Annotated in this window: 14 protein-coding genes; 6 read left to right on the top strand and 8 right to left on the bottom strand. The window is 43.8% G+C overall.

The window, feature by feature from the left end; all coding sequences use genetic code 11:
* Positions 1–210 precede the first annotated feature (210 nt).
* From QUA27_RS09955 to QUA27_RS09945, 3 genes are all read right to left on the bottom strand, one after another.
* Positions 211–1284, bottom strand: a complete 1074-nt coding sequence (locus QUA27_RS09955; RefSeq protein ID WP_333067718.1) for a calcium-binding protein — start codon at positions 1282–1284, stop codon at positions 211–213.
* 116 nt (positions 1285–1400) lie between these two features.
* Positions 1401–2450 (bottom strand): calcium-binding protein, encoded by a 1050-nt coding sequence (locus QUA27_RS09950; protein ID WP_333067716.1) that lies wholly within the window; start codon positions 2448–2450, stop codon positions 1401–1403.
* Between the two features lie 123 nt (positions 2451–2573).
* A complete protein-coding gene (locus tag QUA27_RS09945) occupies positions 2574–3557 on the bottom strand; it encodes a calcium-binding protein (RefSeq protein WP_333067715.1) in 984 nt (327 codons plus the stop codon).
* Between the two features lie 535 nt (positions 3558–4092).
* Here QUA27_RS09945 and QUA27_RS09940 point away from each other — a divergent pair.
* The 3 genes from QUA27_RS09940 to QUA27_RS09930 all read left to right on the top strand — a co-directional run bounded on the left by QUA27_RS09940 (position 4093) and on the right by QUA27_RS09930 (position 10458).
* Entirely contained in the window at positions 4093–8088 is a 3996-nt protein-coding gene (locus tag QUA27_RS09940; protein ID WP_333067714.1) for a magnesium chelatase subunit H, read from the top strand.
* 202 nt (positions 8089–8290) lie between these two features.
* Positions 8291–10165 carry an ATP-binding protein gene (locus tag QUA27_RS09935; protein WP_333067713.1) on the top strand — a complete coding sequence of 625 codons (1875 nt, stop codon included), beginning with the start codon at positions 8291–8293 and terminating at the stop codon, positions 10163–10165.
* The gene (locus QUA27_RS09930) at positions 10162–10458 is read left to right on the top strand and encodes a hypothetical protein (RefSeq protein ID WP_333067712.1); all 297 of its coding nucleotides are present in this window, start codon (positions 10162–10164) and stop codon (positions 10456–10458) included. Before QUA27_RS09935 ends, QUA27_RS09930 begins: the two co-directional genes overlap by 4 nt.
* A gap of 120 nt (positions 10459–10578) precedes the next feature.
* Here the strand turns inward: QUA27_RS09930 and QUA27_RS09925 are convergent, their stop codons facing one another.
* The 4 genes from QUA27_RS09925 to QUA27_RS09910 all read right to left on the bottom strand — a co-directional run bounded on the left by QUA27_RS09925 (position 10579) and on the right by QUA27_RS09910 (position 12961).
* Positions 10579–10779 carry a hypothetical protein gene (locus QUA27_RS09925; protein WP_333067711.1) on the bottom strand — a complete coding sequence of 67 codons (201 nt, stop codon included), beginning with the start codon at positions 10777–10779 and terminating at the stop codon, positions 10579–10581.
* Between the two features lie 148 nt (positions 10780–10927).
* On the bottom strand, positions 10928–11293 hold the full coding sequence (locus tag QUA27_RS09920; RefSeq protein ID WP_333067709.1) for a type II toxin-antitoxin system VapC family toxin: 366 nt from the start codon (positions 11291–11293) through the stop codon (positions 10928–10930).
* A gap of 3 nt (positions 11294–11296) precedes the next feature.
* Positions 11297–11560 (bottom strand): hypothetical protein, encoded by a 264-nt coding sequence (locus QUA27_RS09915; protein WP_333067708.1) that lies wholly within the window; start codon positions 11558–11560, stop codon positions 11297–11299.
* Positions 11561–11749: 189 nt separating this feature from the next.
* On the bottom strand, positions 11750–12961 hold the full coding sequence (locus QUA27_RS09910) for a glycosyltransferase family 2 protein (protein WP_333067707.1): 1212 nt from the start codon (positions 12959–12961) through the stop codon (positions 11750–11752).
* A 123-nt stretch (positions 12962–13084) separates the two neighbouring features.
* Between QUA27_RS09910 and QUA27_RS09905 the strand changes: the two genes are divergently transcribed.
* From QUA27_RS09905 to glcD, 3 genes are all read left to right on the top strand, one after another.
* Positions 13085–13477, top strand: coding sequence for a DMT family transporter (locus QUA27_RS09905; RefSeq protein ID WP_190662000.1), 393 nt, complete (start codon positions 13085–13087; stop codon positions 13475–13477).
* Between the two features lie 92 nt (positions 13478–13569).
* The gene (locus tag QUA27_RS09900) at positions 13570–14454 is read left to right on the top strand and encodes a DUF6671 family protein (protein ID WP_333067706.1); all 885 of its coding nucleotides are present in this window, start codon (positions 13570–13572) and stop codon (positions 14452–14454) included.
* Between the two features lie 69 nt (positions 14455–14523).
* Positions 14524–15999, top strand: coding sequence for a glycolate oxidase subunit GlcD (gene glcD, locus QUA27_RS09895; RefSeq protein WP_333067704.1), 1476 nt, complete (start codon positions 14524–14526; stop codon positions 15997–15999).
* A gap of 204 nt (positions 16000–16203) precedes the next feature.
* On the opposite strand, the gene QUA27_RS09890 is transcribed toward glcD, so the two are convergent.
* Positions 16204–18096 carry a PAS domain-containing sensor histidine kinase gene (locus QUA27_RS09890; protein ID WP_333067702.1) on the bottom strand — a complete coding sequence of 631 codons (1893 nt, stop codon included), beginning with the start codon at positions 18094–18096 and terminating at the stop codon, positions 16204–16206.
* Positions 18097–18469 lie beyond the last annotated feature (373 nt).

The following is an 18469-nucleotide window of genomic DNA, read 5'->3' as shown; positions in this document are numbered from 1 at the left end:
GTTGATATTTTGCTGGCTACTGCACGCTTATTTGGTCAATCCTAAGCACTTTAAAAACTGGTTTACAAGCTGCTGTTGCTGTACTTCATAAACCTGGAATCCGCTGTATTATTTTTAGGGCAAACACAAAAGTACGATCGCCCATTTTGTTGAATGTGCGATCGTACTCCCCAGCAGCAATCAGTTAAATCCCCAATAGCTTAGAGATTTCTAGCCAAGTAGAGATAGAGAACCTCTAGATTCTGGTAATAGATTCAACTTGAGATTTCCGGCACCTTCAATAACAGCGATCGTGTCAAAGCTACTAATTCCCGAACTTCCATCTGGAAAGTAGACGAACAAGCCGTTCGTTTGGATAGCTAAATCTCGATTGTTGTTGATGGGAAATATCAAGAATTTATCTAAAGAAGGTTCGATATCGCTTGTTGCTAGCTGAATGGTATCCTGACCTTGGGTAAAGTTACGAATTGTAGCAAAACCTGGCCCGATATATAACTTTGTTGGGGAACTGTATAGCTTACCACCACCGCCTACTAAAAGGTCTCCGAGCATGAATTTATCGCGGCCGCTACCGCCAGTGAGAGTATCGAATTCATTACTGCCCTCACTTTCATAATTCCGGCCGGGGATGGTAAAGGCATTACTGTTTGCAACATAACCTACTTCAACTCCAATTAATTCGGTATTTCCCACCCCAGCACCGGTAATGATGTCATTGCCGGAAGTTCCGACAAAAGTCGCAGACCGGTTAGGCTCGTTTTTGCCAAAATTGAAGTAGTGTTCCCGACCTGTTTTCAAGGCTCCAGAGTTAACAAACGGCACAATATCGGGGTTTTTCAGTAAGTATTCTGTTTCAAAAAATGAAGTCCCAAACTGACCGTCTTTGATGCCGAATTCAATGAAATGCTGGTAGCCGTTTTTAAAAGTTCCATTCTGAATAAACGGCTGTAACTGTCGGTTATTTGCTACATAAAACGCTTCGTCATACTCAGGCGATACACGAGTGCGACCTTCTTCGTAACCGTATTGAATAAAGTGGTCTAGCCCGGTGGCAAAAGCGGCGTTTGGGTTGTTGGGAGTGCGGACTAACGCAGCGATATCTGGATTGCCAGCGAGGTAAGTATCTTCGTCAAAATACCGCGATACTTTAGTTAAGCCGCCGGCTTGACCGAATTTTTCAAAGTGTTCTAATCCCGATTTGATGACTCCTGCATCAATGGCTGGTTTGACCCAAGGATATTGAGCAAGATAGTATTTTTCGTCAAAAATTGCGTAACTAGCCATGTTTTTCGACTGCGGCTTTAATAAAGTATTTATGCAATTTATCAATCATCAAGAACTGACACAATACCCGATCGGGTGATTTTACCCTATCAAATCTCACTTAAGCTCTATCCTTTCTAGCCCAGGAAAGTAAGACTGACTGGAGGACTAAACGGATTTATCATCCCAATCGGTTGCAGAGTTAGATTTGATCCGCCCTGAATTCTGGCAAGTGTATCTCCCGATTTTTGAATTAATAAGTCCGCCCCTGATGGAAATATACTCAGTTCATTAAAGCTTTCCACCAACTGAATAAAATCTTTTCCTTTTTCAAAATTGACAATCCTGGCCTCCCCGCTGCCCGTATAGAAATCTACCCGGCCGATCAAACTACGTCGGTTGTTGGGAACAGCATCTCCGAGCACGAAGTAATCAATGCCAGAAGTGCCAATCAATGTATCGAATTCAGTGGTAGTCAGGAAAGGCTCTCTAGTGATGTCATCCAATTTCAAAGCCTCATACTTATTCTTATTAATGCCAAAAGGTGGATTAGGGCCGGCGAAAGCTACTTGCAGTCCGATAATTTGATTTTTTCCCGCTGTAAATCCCGTGACGATATCATTACCGTTGGTTCCTGTAAAAAAGCCGTATCGATTTGACTCAAATTGCCCAAATTTTAGATAGTGTTCTCGACCAGTTTTTAAACTTCCAGCCTCCACAACTGCCGCCACATCTGGGTTATCTCCCAAGTAACGTGGTTCAAAGAAACTTGTCCCGTACCTACCTTCTGTTTTTCCGAATTGGATAAAGTGTTGAAAGCCGGATTTAAAAATTCCGTTCTGCACGAAGGGAGTTATCTCCGGGTGACGATTTAAATAAAAAACTTCGTCGTAGTCAGGCGATACTCGCGTGCGGCCTTCTTCGTAACCAAACTGGATAAAGTGGTCTAAACCTGAAGCAAAGGGTCGGTTTGGGTTGTTGGCGGTGCGAACAAATGGTGCAATATCTTGATTTTGAGCTAGATATGTATCTTCGTCAAAATATCGCGATATTTTTGTGAGGCCGGCGGCTTGACCGAATTTTTCAAAGTGTTCTCTTCCTGATTTGATGATTCCTGCATCAATGGCTGGTTGCAGCCACGGATATGAGGCAAGGTAGTATTGTTCGTCGAAGATATCGTAATTCATAGTTTGCTGTTTAAAATAAAGTGCGATCGTACTTTTTCATAGCACAATCGCCCACAACAAATTAAAAGTCATCAATCACCAGCATTAGCTGATGACCAATGACCAATGACCAATGACCAATGACTATCCAATCAAGAAAGTACCGTTACCGTTAGATTCTTGGAAACTCAAATTCAAACTTGCTCCTCCTTCAATCACGCCCAGCACATCTCCAAAACGTTGGATTGACAAATTGCTACCAATGGGAGTCAGGCTGTAGCCGTTTAAAGAAGTTCCTTGCAGTTGGATAAAATCGCTTTCTATGTCGAAGTTGCGAATGGTAGCTTGACCGTTACCCAAATACAGCGGTGTCGCGGAGGGATTCTGGGCTGCGGCAGGAACTCCGAGTACAAATGTATTGGTTCCCGGAGCACCAATCAAGACATCGAATTCATTGGTGCCAAAGCTTTCATACTGGCGGTTGCCTTGGGGATCTATACCTACTTCTACTCCCACAAGTTCGACATCGCCCACGCCAACACCAGTTAAAACATCATTGGTACGGGTACCGACAAAAGTCGCGTCGCGGGCAGGCTCAAATTGTCCAAAATTGAAGAAGTGTTCCCGGCCGGTTCTCAAGTTTCCAGAGTTAACAAACGGCACAATGTCGGGGTTTTCTTTTAAGTATTCCGGTTCAAAAAATGAAGTTCCAAACCGACCTTCTTTGGCCCCGAATTGAACGAAATGCTGGTAGCCTGATTTGAAAGTTCCGTTTTGAATAAACGGTTGGAGTTCAGAGTTGTTGGCTAAATAAAAGCTTTCGTTGTATTCGGGTGATACTTGGGTGCGGCGCTGTCCTTCATCGTAACCGAACTGGATAAAGTGATCGAGGCCGGTCGCAAAAGGCGCGTTTGGGTTGACTGTACGGACGAAGGGTGCGAGGTCTGGATTCCCAGCAAGGTAAGCATTTTCGTCAAAATAACGCGATACTTTAGTTAGACCGCCTTCTCGCCCAAATTTTTCAAAGTGTTCTCTTCCAGATGAGATGACTCCTGCGTCAATGGCTGGTTTGACCCAAGGATATGAGGCGAGGTAGAATTGTTCGTCGAAAATTGCGTAGTTAGCCATGTTTTCCCCTTAAGGTTTTGATGAGTTTGAGAGTTTATAGCAATTAGCTTTCCATGAACTCGATCGCCGATCAGGAATTTACACAAAATAGACTTTATTAAATTGTTTTAAGTTCCTGGTGAAATTTCAACTTTTTTTAACTCAGCAATTATCCGAAAGCTACATTCTGCCTTCAGAATTTGTGCGTTTTTTCCATTAGTTAATTTCTCATCGCAAGTTTAATCAATTCTACAAAACTTGGAACTTTTTTCAGGATTGATTTCTCAATAGTTGTTTAATTTTTAATTATTTTTATCCAATCAATTAATCAGATACATATTAAAATAAATTTGTCAAGTAAATTTTTGTAAATAAAATATGGAGTATTTGCTCAAGGAATTTATAAAAAAATGTAACGAAAAGTTGGCCTAAATTTGTCGAATTGTGTCATGTGCAGGCTCAAATCGCCTAATGGCAAGCGTTTTCTGGTAAAAATGCTTATGGGATAAAAAAATTCCCGATTCCCGAAAACAGCATCTTAAAGGAGCCTAACCGGATGTTCACTCACGTCAAGCCCACCATTCGCCACGTTGTGCCGGAAAACTTGCAGGGGCGATCGCTCATGAAGGTGGTCTATGTCGTACTGGAACCGCAGTATCAAAGCGCCCTGTCGGCAGCGGTTCGATCGATAAATCAGAAAAATCCGAATCTGGCAATAGAAATCAGCGGCTACCTGATCGAGGAACTCCGCAGCCCGGAAAATTACGAGGCCTTCAAGCGGGATGTGGCAGATGCCAATGTATTTATTGCTTCTCTAATTTTCATCGAAGATTTGGCAGAAAAAGTGGTAGCGGCGGTGGAACCGCTGCGCGACAGCTTGGATGTCGCCGTCGTCTTCCCGTCGATGCCAGGGGTGATGCGACTCAATAAAATGGGCAGTTTCTCGATGGCACAGTTGGGACAAAGCAAAAGTGCGATCGGCGAATTCATGAAAAAACGGAAGGAAAAATCCGGGAGTTCCTTCCAAGACGGAATGCTGAAACTGCTGCAAACTTTGCCGAAAGTGCTGAAATATTTGCCCATCGACAAAGCCCAAGATGCCCGCAACTTCATGCTGAGTTTCCAGTATTGGCTGGGCGGTTCCCAAGAAAACTTGGAAAACTTCTTGCTGATGCTGTCACATAAATATGTATTCAAAGGCCAGGAACAGCTAACTTTTCAAGAGCCCGTTGTCTACCCGGACATGGGGATTTGGCATCCTTTAGCACCATCGATGTTTGAGGATGTAAAAGGATATCTCACCTGGTACAATTCCCGCAAAGATATTTCTGCAGACCTCAAAGACCCCCTTGCACTTTGCATCGGTTTAGTGTTGCAGCGCACTCACTTAGTCACCGGAGATGACGCGCACTACGTAGCAATAGTGCAGGAATTGGAGGCAATGGGCGCGCGGGTTTTACCGATTTTTGCCGGTGGTTTGGACTTCTCGAAGCCTGTTGAAACTTTTTTCTTGGAAGTTGGGGCGAAAGGTGTGACGCCGCTGCCGATCGTTGATGCGGTGGTTTCTCTGACTGGTTTTGCTTTGGTGGGCGGCCCGGCGAAACAAGATCACCCGAAGGCGATCGAGACTTTGAAAAAGCTAAACTGCCCTTACATGGTGGCTTTGCCGCTGGTTTTCCAAACAACGGAAGAGTGGGAAAATAGCGATTTAGGCTTGCACCCGATTCAAGTTGCTTTGCAAATTGCCATTCCCGAGTTGGATGGCGCGATCGAACCGATTATTTTGTCGGGAAGAGATGGCGCAACTGGCAAGGCGATCGCCCTACAAGACCGGATCGAAGCAATTTCCCAGCGCGCCATGAAGTGGGCAATGCTGCGCCGCAAACCAAAATTAGATAAAAAAGTTGCCATCACAGTTTTCAGTTTCCCGCCGGACAAAGGCAACGTCGGAACTGCCGCTTATTTGGACGTTTTCGGCTCGATTTACCAAGTATTGAAAGCCTTAAAAGGCAACGGTTACGACTTGCCAGAATTGCCGGAGTCCGCCGAAAAACTGATGCAAGAAGTCATCCACGACGCAACAGCCCAATACCAAAGCCCGGAATTAAATGTTGCTTACCGGATGTCGGTAGCTGAATACGAAGAATTCACTCCTTACTCGGAACGCTTGCAAGAAAATTGGGGCCCGCCTCCGGGACATTTGAACAGCGACGGACAAAATTTGCTGATTTTCGGCAAACATTTCGGCAATGTGTTTATCGGAGTGCAACCTACTTTTGGATACGAAGGCGATCCGATGCGGTTGTTATTCTCTCGTTCCGCCAGCCCGCACCACGGTTTTGCTGCTTACTATACATATTTGGAGCGCATTTGGGGTGCGGATGCGGTGCTGCACTTTGGCACTCACGGTTCGCTAGAATTCATGCCCGGTAAGCAGATGGGAATGTCTGGGGAATGTTATCCCGACAGTTTGATCGGCAAAATTCCCAATATCTATTATTACGCCGCCAACAATCCCAGCGAGGCAACAATTGCTAAGCGCCGCAGTTATGCTGAAACAATCAGCTATCTGACTCCTCCGGCTGAAAATGCTGGTTTGTACAAAGGTTTGCAGGAACTCAGCGAGTTAATTGCTTCTTATCAAACTTTGAAAGAGACTGGGCGCGGTGTGCCGATTGTTGATGCGATCGTCGAAAAATGCCGTTTGGTGAATTTGGACAAGGATATCGCCCTACCTCCGGAACAAGAAAGAGGGGTTGCTGCGGGAATGACTGCGGAGGAACGCGACAATTTAGTTGGCTTGGTTTACCGCAAGTTGATGGAGATTGAGTCGCGGTTGTTACCTTGCGGTTTGCACGTTATCGGTAAGCCGCCGACTGCTGAAGAGGCGATCGCAACTTTGGTGAATATCGCCAATTTAGACCGCGAAGAAGATGGACTCATCAGCTTGCCGCGGATTATTGCTAACAGTCTCGGACGCGATATCGGCGAAATTTACACCAATAGCGACAAAGGCATTTTAACTGATGTCGAATTGCTGCAAAACATCACCTTGGCCTGTCGGGATGCCGTTGGCGCTTTGGTGAAGGAACAAACCGACGCTGAGGGCCGAGTTTCCCTTGTTTCTAAGTTGAATTTCTTCAACATGGGCAAGAAAACACCTTGGATTGAAGCCTTGCACGCCGCAGGTTACAAAAAAATCGATCCAGAACCGATTAAACCGCTGTTTGAGTATCTGGAATTCTGCTTGCAGCAAGTTTGTGCCGACAACGAATTAGGCGCTTTGTTGCGCGCGTTAGAAGGCGAGTATGTTCTGCCTGGCCCCGGTGGCGATCCGATTCGCAACCCGGATGTTTTGCCGACTGGCAAGAATATGCACGCTTTGGACCCGCAGTCAATCCCTACAACGGGGGCGGTTAAGTCTGCTAAGCTTGTAGTCGATCGGCTGTTAGAAAGACAGCGCGTTGATAACGGCGGAAATTACCCAGAAACGATCGCCGTTGTGTTGTGGGGAACCGACAACATCAAGACTTACGGCGAATCCCTCGCCCAAGTAATGTGGATGGTGGGAGTGAAGCCAGTTCCCGACGCATTGGGCCGGGTCAACAAACTCGAATTGCTTTCTTTAGAAGAGTTGGGACGCCCTCGGATCGACGTAGTAATTAACTGTTCTGGCGTATTCCGCGACTTGTTCATCAACCAAATGAACCTGTTAGATAAAGCCGTGAAAATGGCAGCGGAAGCCGACGAACCCTTAGAAATGAACTTCGTCCGCAAACACGCCCTGAAGCAAGCGGAAGAAATGGGAATCAACCTGCGACAAGCAGCAACCCGGGTATTTTCTAATGCCTCTGGTTCCTATTCATCTAACATCAACTTGGCGGTGGAAAACAGCACTTGGGAAAGCGAAGCCGAGTTGCAGGAAATGTACTTAACTCGCAAATCCTTCGCCTTTTCTTCCGACAATCCGGGAACAATGGAACAAGACCGGAAAATTTTTGAATCATCCTTGAAAACTGCGGAAGTCACCTTCCAGAACTTGGATTCTGCGGAGATTTCCCTAACTGACGTGTCGCACTATTTCGACTCCGATCCGACTAAATTGATCGGCAGTTTGCGCGCAGATGGGAAGAAACCAGCATCCTTTGTTGCTGATACAACCACAGCGAACGCGCAGGTGCGGACGCTATCAGAAACCGTGCGTTTAGATTCGCGCACAAAGCTGCTGAATCCGAAGTGGTACGAGGGGATGTTGTCGCACGGTTATGAAGGCGTGCGGGAGATTTCTAAGCGTCTGGTGAATACGACTGGATGGAGTGCGACGGCGGGCGCTGTGGATAATTGGGTGTATGAGGATGTCAACACTACGTTTATCCAAGATGAGGAGATGCAAAAGCGTTTGCTGAATCTGAATCCTCATTCTTTCCGCAAGATTGTCAGCACTTTGTTGGAAGTGAATGGCCGGGGTTATTGGGAGACTTCGGAGAACAATTTGGACAGGTTGCGTGAACTTTATCAGGAGGTGGAAGACCGGATTGAGGGGGTAGAATAGGATAGTTTGGGGCAGGCTTTTGGGCCTGCCCATCTTCCCAACTATAAAAGAGGCACTATGAAAGCGCTAATCTAACGAGCCTAAAAGCCTGATTAGGTAAAGCTTTTCGGTCTACTGCAGCACTTAAAGTACAGAACATGGGTTATAATATAGGTAGGCGTCTTGCCTAACTCGTAATTATCAATCAAAGCGGTAACTACATATGTCTAGAAAGAAATTATCTAAGGAGAGTAATAACCCTGACCAATTAGAGCTATTTGATTTATCTAAGTTTGATGTTAAAAATAATTCAACCTCGGTTGAAGTGGTACAATCTACCCCTCAAACAGATACCGAATCCTACATGAAAGCCGTAGATGAGTCTATAAATGATACTAATACATCAGTTTCCTCGAATGAGATAGATAAAAATAAAATTTCAGAATCTGGTAATACAACAGAAGCTGCTTTCAATAGATTGCCCGATGAAATTTTAGAATTAATTATACCGGAAACTTATGAGGAAACCCTACAACAAGAAGTTAATCAACAAAAAATATCTCAAAACTTAGCCCTTATGGCACAGTTTATTACGCCTGTTATCGAATTTGAAGAAAAGATTATTCAAGTAGTCAGTCAAATAAAACTATCGGGTTATCTATTATTTTTGTACGGTATTTCAGGAGTGGGAAAATCAACTTTCATAAGTTCCTTGGAATGGCGTTCACATATTCCTATTAAAAAAATCCACTCCATTAATGCTAGAAAATTACCTTCTGATAATTCTGATGTCAAACTTAAAGAATTATTAAAACGTATTAATGAAGTAACAGAAACTTTTTTTCAAGAAACTAATAATCGACCAGAACAAGAAAAGTTTTGCATAGTCATTGATTATTTAGAAAATTTACAAGACGAAGATGAAAAAAATGTTAGAGCTTTTTTTCGTGATTTAAATGGACTATTTCGTGAATATCCTATTCTAATTATTTGGCCAGTAACAGATAAGCAAGATTTAGAAACTATGCAAGATTTTGCCAAAAGTTTTTCTAGTACAATGTTTCATCAAAAAATACCTACTCTTGAGTTTACCGGACCACCCATAGAAGAATATCCAACTATTGCTAAGAACACAATTGCATTTTTTAACCAAGGAAGAACTTGTTACGATTTTCAATTAAATGATGAGGATTTTAATAACATTATTAAGAATAAATATGAAGAAAAACCAAAAGATAGACTTATTATCAGGGAATATTTAAGAGAAATAAGAGATCTTTCGCGAGATAGAACACAATATACACAACAGTTGATGCAGACTGTCCCTAAACCGACAGAAGTTTGGTTTATATTTTCTTACCCTGAAGCAGAAAGTGTTGTAGCTCAATTTGCTAAACAGTCTGATAACATTAACGAAATGTGGAACGCAAATTACAATGCGCTTTTCACTTATATTAAGGAAAATAATCAAAGAAAAGCTGATTGGAAACCTGGTCGTCTTACTCTCGCACTTAATGGCATATTAACAACAAAAATTATGTACTTGCCAACAAATGCTTTAGTGAGTTGCATCGCTGCCTATTCTAAAGAAGCAAAAATTCCTATTTCTAAAGAAGACTTTCTTCAAGAATATGGTGTTCTTAATCATTGGTTTGCCAAAAGAAATGCTAAAAATACATTATCTACTACTCCTTTATATTTGCAATTATTAAGTCGCCCTATCACCGCTGGAAAACGTAAAAGTGGTACTGTAGAAAAGGGATTAACAAATGCTACAATACCTTTTCAGAAAATCAATAAAGATATAGTCAATAACAAAATCAGCGATAGCCTGTTAAATAAAAGCCTATATTTAGCTCTACAAGATTTATATCAAGAATCAAATTTATCATTTAGCTGTGAGAAACCCCACCCAAATTTACCAAATATTAGACCTGATATATTAGTAAATGCTAAAAATGAGAAATATATTGCCCTAGAGTTTTGTTATACCGTTAATGATACTCCTGGCCATTTAGCAGGCTACGTTTTAAGCAAATTGAATACCTACATGAAGCAATTAGAACAAAGTTTTGGCTTTGAGAGTAATTTTCGATGAGTATTTCGACTACAGAGAAACGTGGCTTAGATAAGAGAGGACAGCGATCGCCCTTTTCTTCCCAAAGTACGATCGCCCTTATCTTCCCCAAAGTACGATCGCCCTTATTTTACCCAAGTACGATCGCCCTTATCTTCCCCAAAGTGCGATCGCCCTTATTTTCCTATCAGCCGATCGTACTCTGCGTGCGTGCGTACCAATCCAAAACCACAAAATACCTATTTCAATTTCTACACCCAACGCCAGATAAGTCTATCCAGCCCTTACATACCAATACTTACCAACCTTCTTAAAATGCAGAGAAGGATGAGACGGATCTGCCTTCAGCAACTCATAACACTGATCTGCTGTAGCTTGTACATTTGATGGCAAAGCATTGTAACAATCCCAAAATTTTCGAGTAGTGTAGTGCATTAAATCTCTCGATAGTTACCACTTTCAAAATCAGCGATCGCTTCTGCTGCTAAAGCATCCAGTTTACCCTCAGCAATATCTTTCTCTAGCTGGACATCCCATCGTTTGTAATCCAAATTTAGAAACCACTCTAACAACTCTCCTATCTGGTTCGGCGGAAGTTGGAGAATCGCATTTTCTATCTGTTCAATAGTCAACATAGGGTGTCTTAAGTTACACGAAATTTAGTTAATTTTTTTTGCTTGCTCTATATTATCTCTCAATTGGGAATTATGGGAAAAGCGATCGCCCTTTTCTTCGCACAGTACGATCGCCCTTTTCTGTCCAAAGTGCGATCGCTCCTCTTTCTTAAGCCTCAAATGGGTTAATTAGTGTGAGCTCAGCAATCCACCGAAAATCCCTTACATTTCTTGTCACCAAAGTTCTGTCATGTACCAAAGCTGTTGCCGCAATAATAGCATCCCCAAGTGTCATTCTCCTCATCTGTCGCAACAGCACTGCGCGATCGAGTATAGCGTTAGAAATTGGTAGAACCTCCACCACCGCAAAGAATTCCTCAAAGTACAATCTATACTCTTCAGTTAGCCGATGATCACCCAAGAGTTCAACGTAACTTATTGCCGATACAACTATGTCATTTTCGCCAAGAAAATGCCTAATCTGCGAGTTTTCTGGCTGGGAAGCGTAGATAATAATATCACTGTCTAGCAGCATTCATTATTCATCCCTACCTGGAAGTGGACGGTCTTGACGCAAATCTCGCTGCCATTCCACTGGATCGCTAATATCAGCAAAGACATTATTTGCTGCAAGTTTTTCCAATATTTCAACTATTCTCTGACGGCGAAACTCCCCACTTAAAGTCGATCGCTCTTCTTGTAAAGTAACGTAAACTCTGACAGGGCGATCGCCTTGTCTGGGAACCTCATTAGCCCATTCTAAAACGTTTCCCTTCAATATAGCCTCAAATATTCGCTGCATCGCTAATATCAAATATTCTTTATCTCTACTCTTCTAACCCTTTTGAGCATTAAAGCTACTTGTTGGATTATACCAGATAGTCTGAAATTTTGCTCCTGCGGCCCTGATTTTTCCTGCATGGCGATCGCCCTCAACTTCCCCTGCATGGAAATTTAGTTTTGAGGAAGGTTGGCAGTAACTTTAATGCTATCACCTACGCTTCAAGCTCAGCACACTGAGAAAAAAGCTCGACAAAACCATCTGCAAACCGACAGTCAGGCAAGTGAGCGAGGGAATAACCAAACGCAGAGTTTTAGAAGGGTCGAGAGAACCGAAAGCTGTTTTGCTCCAGATAGTTAATGATAAGAACGAGCCAACTATTCCGATTAAAATCAGCGTGACTCCGACAATCAATCCTGTCTCTAGGGTGACATAGCGAAATATTTTGTTGAGTTTGGGGTCTTCGGGCAGAAATTTCTCGCTGATGGCGAAAATTTTGGTGAAAAAAGCGAAAGTTACTGCTTGAAAACCGATGATAATTGCGATCGCAGCATACAGCAGCGTGTGTACATCAAAGCTAATACTACCAATCTTTTGAGTACCAGGTAATAGCCAGATGCCCACAATTAGACCCCAAATTATCAGCGCCACACCCGGATACAAAAACAGCCACCGAGGACTGTAAAGTAGCAAAAAGCGGAGGTGCCGCCAGCCATCTCGCCAAGTTCGCAAGTGCGGCGGCCGGCTGCGACCGTCGGGAGAAAGTACGGTGGGGACTTCAGCGATTCGCAGCTTGTACAGAGAAGCTTTGACGACCATTTCGCTAGCAAATTCCATCCCCGTTGTTTGCAAGTCTAGTTTCAAAATAGAGTCTCTCCTGAAACCCCGCAATCCGCAGTGAAAATCGCCGACTGGACTCGCGAAAAATAGCTGCCCAACCCATGTCAGCACCGGATTTCCTAAATATTTGTGCAGCGGCGGCATGGCCCCCGGTTTGATGCCCCCTTGAAAGCGGTTTCCCATTACTAAGTCGAAACCTTCTCGCAATTTGTTGACAAAAAAGCCGAGGTTGGAAAAATTGTAGCTGTCGTCAGCGTCGCCCATGATAATATAAACTCCGCGCGCTGCCATGATGCCTCCCATCAGGGCGCTGCCGTAGCCTTTGGCTGCCACTGGCACGACTCTCGCTCCCATTCTGGTCGCGATAGCTTGAGAACCGTCAGTGCTGCCGTTGTCTGCTATGATGACCTCGCCGGTAATATCAAGTTCGCGCAGGGACTTCTGGGCTTTCTGTATGCAGATTTCTAAAGTTTCTGCTTCGTTCAGACAAGGCATGAGTATCGATAGTTCTAGAGTATATTCTCCGCTTGGGTTAATCTGCTCTGCCATATATTTGTTCCACTCTCGATCGCGATCGACCATACTTGATTTTCCCGTATCTCTGCTTAAAATATTAGTGCTGAATAAAACCCAACAAAACTTAATTAAAGTTTTTTAGGTTTTTGGTAACGGCAATTTTTGATTGTACTATAGGTTACTAAACTTATGAATAGAAGCGTTTTTCTGTTATTGCTTGCTGCTATTTTGTGTGGCGTCGCAGGTCAATTCAGTCTGAAGGCAGGAGCTAAAATCTTAGGACCCATTGGCGCTGCTAATTTAATGGAAAAAATTCTAGCAATGGCTACCCAGCCGTTGATTGTCGGTGGTCTTTCTTTGTATGCAATTTCTTCCATCGGCTTTATTGTAGTTTTGTCGCGGGCAAACCTTAGCATAGTCTCGCCTTTACTGTCAATTAGTTACCTGTTTACTGTTTTAGGCGGCAAACTTATATTTCACGAGCCTTTGCCGCCGCTGCGGTTGGTAGGCGTGGCGCTAATTATGACGGGAGTAATTTTTGTACTCAGAGGTCAAGTAGGGGGAGTGACTGGGGGCAACTAGCGATCGCTTTTAATATTGACGCTTGAGTGCTGAATTGATAACTTAGGTCAAAGGCTGTATTAGAGCCTTCTGTTACGAAAGGATGTTGCTGTATGTCTAATATTCCTGAGTCTGTGAATCCCAATCAATTATTGAGCGCTCGCACCGCAGTTATTGGTACCATGCACCAAAAAGAACGGGTGATGGCTCCCGTTTTGGAACGAGAATTGGGTGTAAAAATTCTAGTACCTGCGGAGCTTGACACAGATACTTTCGGCACCTTCACCAGAGAAGTTAAACGCTTAGGAACACAAATAGAAGCTGCTCGCCATAAAGCACAAAAAGCCCTAGAAATTGCGGGCGAAACTCTTGCCTTTGCCAGCGAAGGTACTTTCGGCCCTCACCCAATGATGCCGTATCTGCCAGCTAACAGAGAAATAGTAATTTTATTAGATCGAGCCAACAATCTAGAACTCATCGGCGACTCTTTGTCTGTTGAAACTAACTACAGTCACGAGTTAGTTTCCAGTATAGAAGAAGCAGATGATTTTGCTAAAAAAGCTGGATTTCCCGAACACGCGCTGGTGGTTATAGTTGGCGACGCTGCACTCGGTAACGGCGAAATTGTCAAGGGCATTAGGACAGAAAAACAACTTTTTGACGCTGTGACAGCAGGCTTAAAAAAATCGTCAACCGGCCGAGTTCATATCGAAACAGATATGCGGGCGATGTACAATCCAACTCGGATGAAAAACATCGAAAATGCAACTCTCGATTTAGTTAAAAAATTTAAGCAATTCTGCCCGGAGTGCGGTTGGCCGGGATTCGATATTGCTGAGATGAAAATCGGATTGCCCTGCGAACTTTGCTATTTTCCGACTCAGCTAGCGCGATCGGCAATCTATAAATGCAAAAAGTGCGGTTATACTAAAGAAAAACTATTTCCCGACGGTCGAGAGACTGCCGCTCCTTCCCTGTGTCAATATTGCAACCCTTAGAAAAATAATTGCACAAAAATAGTAAAGTTTGTCACAATATTATTGATAGTTCCCTAATTAAATTCACTAATGATAGCCATAGAAACAGAACGAAACTGGAAACCCGTTATTAAAGAATTCGAGGCTGTAGTTGGCAAAAAAGGCGTCGTACAGCGCCGCGAAGAATTGATTGTCTACGAGTGCGACGGACTCGCCAGCTACCGCCAGCGCCCCGCCGTGGCGGTATTGCCTCGAACTACCGAGGAAGTGGCGCAATTGGTCAAAATATGCGATCGTAACTCAATTCCCTGGGTTGCTAGAGGCGCAGGAACCGGCCTTTCCGGCGGCGCTTTGCCTGTAGAAAACTGCGTGCTGATTGTTACTGCCTTGATGCGAAAAATCCTGAAAGTAGACTTAGAAAATCAGCAAGTAGTCGTGCAACCGGGAGTAATTAATAACTGGGTAACGCAAGCAGTTAGCGGCGCCGGTTTCTACTACGCGCCCGATCCTTCCAGCCAAATTGTTTGTTCGATTGGCGGCAACGTTGCCGAAAATTCTGGCGGGGTTCACTGCCTAAAATACGGAGTCACAACAAATCACGTTTTAGGATTAAAATTGGTACTTCCCGACGGTTCAATTGTCGATGTCGGTGGCGAAATTTGCGAAATGCCCGGTTACGATTTAACTGGTGTATTTGTTGGTTCTGAAGGCACTTTAGGAATCGCCACAGAAGTTACTCTCCGAATTCTCAAAGCGCCGGAATCGATTTGCGTGCTCCTAGCGGATTTTTCCAGTATAGAAGCAGCGGGCGAATCGGTTTCCGATATTATCAGCGCTGGCATTATTCCCGGCGGCATGGAAATTATGGACAACATCAGCATCAATGCTGTGGAAGATGTGGTGGCAACTGGATGTTATCCCCGCGATGCGGCGGCAATTCTCCTCGTAGAAATCGACGGTTTAGAAGTGGAAGTTGCCACAAACAAACAGCGGATTGCCGATATTTGCAAGCATAACGGAGCACGAAATATCACCACAGCAACCGACCCGGAAACGCGCCTAAAAATTTGGAAAGGGCGGAAAGCTGCTTTTGCGGCTGCGGGTCATCTCAGCCCGGATTATTACGTGCAAGACGGCGTAATTCCGCGAACGCAAATGGCTTATGTTTTGAAAGAAATTGAGGGTTTGAGCGAGAAATACGGTTATCGGATTGCTAATGTATTTCATGCGGGAGACGGGAATTTGCACCCGCTGATTCTGTACGATAACTCGGTAAAAGGTGCGCTGGAAAAGGTGGAAGAATTGGGCGGAGAAATTCTCAGGCTTTGCGTGAAAGTTGGGGGAAGTCTTTCGGGGGAACACGGCATCGGTGCTGACAAGAAGTGTTTTATGCCGGATATGTTTTCCGAGATAGATTTGGAGACGATGCAGTGGGTGCGTCAGGTGTTTAATCCGAAAGGTTTGGCGAATCCTGGGAAGATGTTTCCGACGCCGAAGACTTGCGGGGAAGCGGCGAGGGCTAAGGTTGAAACTTTTAAGAAGTTGGAGGGTGCAGAGGTTTTTTAATTAGTTATTTATGGGGGTAAGGTGAGCAGAAAAGCACCTGATAATTGTCTCTACAATGGTGAAGCACAGCCTCTAAGTATGCGTTCCCAGCCAGAGTCCGGTAACGAGAAAAAACAATTTTTCTCGTTTTTTAGGAGTGCGAGCGTCCCGCTCGCTTGTTTGCCTCTATATCAAGTTGGTAAGGTGCAGATTGCACATTCCGCGCTAAGGTGCGATCGGAATTCTGATAGTAAATTCCGTGCCTTTGCCCAATTCCGAAGTACAATATAATTCGCCTTTGTGCCTTTCTACAATAATTTGATAGCTAATTGACAAGCCCATTCCCGTGCCTTTGCCAATGGGCTTGGTAGTAAAAAATGTATCGAATATCTGCTGTTTGACTTGCTCAGTTATTCCCGGGCCGTTGTCGGCAATTTTAATTTCTACAAGATTGCCGACAACTTCAGTACCAATCCTAATTTGGCTGAGATTTTTTAGCATTTCTTGACAACTTTGCCTACTGTTAGCATCTTCTAAAGCATCGATCGCATTGCTGAGAATATTCATAAAAACTTGATTGATCGGCCCAGCAAAACACTCAACAGTCGGCAATTCTCCGTATTGTTTTACAATTTGAATTTGCGGCTTTTCTCCGTTCCCTTTCAAACGGTGATTTAAAATTAACAGCGTGCTGTCAATACCTTCGTGGAGGTTAACGGGTTTCATCTGTGAATCGTCATGCCGCGAAAAGTTCCGCAGCGACTGCACAATCTGGCAAATCCGCTCGACACCAACGCTCATTGAAGACAGTATTTTAGGTAAATCTTCAGCTAAAAAATCGAGTTCATTCTTTTCTCTTTGCTCTTGAATTTCGGCGACTGGATTAGGATAGTGCTGTTGATAAAGTTCCAGGTGATCAAACAAGTCTTGAGTATAATTTGTGAGATGAGCGAGATTGCCGTAAATGAAGCTGACTGGGTTGTTAATTTCGTGAGCGACGCCGGCAAGTAGCAATCCCAAACTAGACATTTTTTCGCTTTGAACTAATTGGGAATTAGTAGCTTTGAGTTGGTTAAGTGTCGCTGCTAGTTGAGCGGCCCGTTCTCTGCTTTGTGCTTCGGAGTTATGCAAGGCTTCTTCGGCTTGCTTGCGCTCAGTGATGTCTCTCTGTACGCCAATAAAATGAGTTAATTTCCCCATTCGATCGCGCACAGGAGATATTGAGAAACAATTCCAGAAAGCTGTTCCGTCTTTGCGGTAATTCTTTAATATTACCTTGCATTCACTTTCTGTTTGCAAGGCTTGGCGAATTATTTCTACTGCCGCCGGATCGGTATCGCTTCCGTGCAAAAATCGGCCGTTTTTTCCGATAATTTCCTGCCGCCGATAACCTGTCATGCTTTCAAATGCCGGATTGCAATAAATAATTGGATTTTCGGGGTCAGTGGCGTCAGAAATCGTAACTCCAGTGCTAGTAGCTGCTATAGCTCGATCGTACAACCAAAGCATTTCTTCTGCGCGCTTGCGATCGGTAATGTCCCGTAGCGTAGCTAAATAAGCCATTTCTCCATCCCATTCCGTTTCCACCACCCGCATTTCTACTACAGCATTTGCTTTTTGCTTGCGAATAGCTTCAACTTCTGTTTGCACGACGCGAGTTCCTGGTGCTTCTGTTTTCCCCACTTGGGGAATAATATCCGTCGCCATCTCAAGGTCGCAAGCTGAAACTTCTACTACTAAATTGCCAAAAAATGCTTGCCCTAAAAGTTCGTCTGCTTTGCAATTAAACAGTGCTTCTGCTGACGGGTTGGCAAAACAGACAAGTCCTCGCTTGTTAACAATTGCGATGCCGTCGGCATTTTTTTCGATCACATTCCGAAACCGAGATTCGCTAGCTTTCAAATCCTGCTTTAGCTGTTCCATTGCTCGCTCCATCTGCTGCAATTCGCACAGACTAAGACTATAAGCTTCGGAAATGTTAGCCTCTGTCGAATTCTCTGCTCTTTTTTTGGGAATCTGTTGGTAGTCTGTTCTCTGGGTCATATTGTGAGCAGTTTTTTTATGATTTCTGCTAATATTACTGAGCTTATTTTCTGGATCGGCTTCTTGAAAAAACATATTTCAACCCTACCAAATTATTTTCTAGATTAAGGTGTTGCGAGCGCCCAAATTTCCGGGAAATTTAGGGAGAGAGCAATTTACACCCGATGCTAGCACATGACTTTTAGAATTCATCATAAAACATCGTTAAAATTCAACAGCGATCGCTATAGATTTATCTATTAAGTTTTATTAAGTAACTTCAACAACATTGACACTTACGTAGCGACACGAACTGTGCAAGCTGGATATGGCTTCAATCCCCCTTGCACTCATAAAATAACCAGTTCCACGCGCAAGTTCTACATATTTAGAAGCCACTGGTCAGTATAAAATATTATATAAGTTTGATAAAAAATATGGTCGAAAATAAGCGAACTCATCTTTGTTT

The organism is Microcoleus harperi Pol14_C6, from assembly GCF_036701295.1.
Lineage (GTDB): Bacteria > Cyanobacteriota > Cyanobacteriia > Cyanobacteriales > Microcoleaceae > Microcoleus.
Note: the sequence above shows the minus strand (reverse complement) of the source record. Positions and strands in the feature narration are given on the sequence as shown.

What these genes read in the sequence shown, in the direction of transcription:
- QUA27_RS09950 (WP_333067716.1), bottom strand. Translation starts at nt 2,450, where the DNA reads ATGAATTACGATATCTTCGACGAACAATACTACCTTGCCTCATATCCG.
- QUA27_RS09930 (WP_333067712.1), top strand. Translation starts at nt 10,162, where the DNA reads ATGAGTATTTCGACTACAGAGAAACGTGGCTTAGATAAGAGAGGACAG.
- QUA27_RS09940 (WP_333067714.1), top strand. Translation starts at nt 4,093, where the DNA reads ATGTTCACTCACGTCAAGCCCACCATTCGCCACGTTGTGCCGGAAAAC.
- QUA27_RS09905 (WP_190662000.1), top strand. Translation starts at nt 13,085, where the DNA reads ATGAATAGAAGCGTTTTTCTGTTATTGCTTGCTGCTATTTTGTGTGGC.
- QUA27_RS09900 (WP_333067706.1), top strand. Translation starts at nt 13,570, where the DNA reads ATGTCTAATATTCCTGAGTCTGTGAATCCCAATCAATTATTGAGCGCT.
- QUA27_RS09920 (WP_333067709.1), bottom strand. Translation starts at nt 11,293, where the DNA reads ATGCTGCTAGACAGTGATATTATTATCTACGCTTCCCAGCCAGAAAAC.
- QUA27_RS09935 (WP_333067713.1), top strand. Translation starts at nt 8,291, where the DNA reads ATGTCTAGAAAGAAATTATCTAAGGAGAGTAATAACCCTGACCAATTA.
- QUA27_RS09915 (WP_333067708.1), bottom strand. Translation starts at nt 11,560, where the DNA reads ATGCAGCGAATATTTGAGGCTATATTGAAGGGAAACGTTTTAGAATGG.
- QUA27_RS09910 (WP_333067707.1), bottom strand. Translation starts at nt 12,961, where the DNA reads ATGGTCGATCGCGATCGAGAGTGGAACAAATATATGGCAGAGCAGATT.
- QUA27_RS09890 (WP_333067702.1), bottom strand. Translation starts at nt 18,096, where the DNA reads ATGTTTTTTCAAGAAGCCGATCCAGAAAATAAGCTCAGTAATATTAGC.
- glcD (WP_333067704.1), top strand. Translation starts at nt 14,524, where the DNA reads ATGATAGCCATAGAAACAGAACGAAACTGGAAACCCGTTATTAAAGAA.
- QUA27_RS09925 (WP_333067711.1), bottom strand. Translation starts at nt 10,779, where the DNA reads ATGTTGACTATTGAACAGATAGAAAATGCGATTCTCCAACTTCCGCCG.
- QUA27_RS09955 (WP_333067718.1), bottom strand. Translation starts at nt 1,284, where the DNA reads ATGGCTAGTTACGCAATTTTTGACGAAAAATACTATCTTGCTCAATAT.
- QUA27_RS09945 (WP_333067715.1), bottom strand. Translation starts at nt 3,557, where the DNA reads ATGGCTAACTACGCAATTTTCGACGAACAATTCTACCTCGCCTCATAT.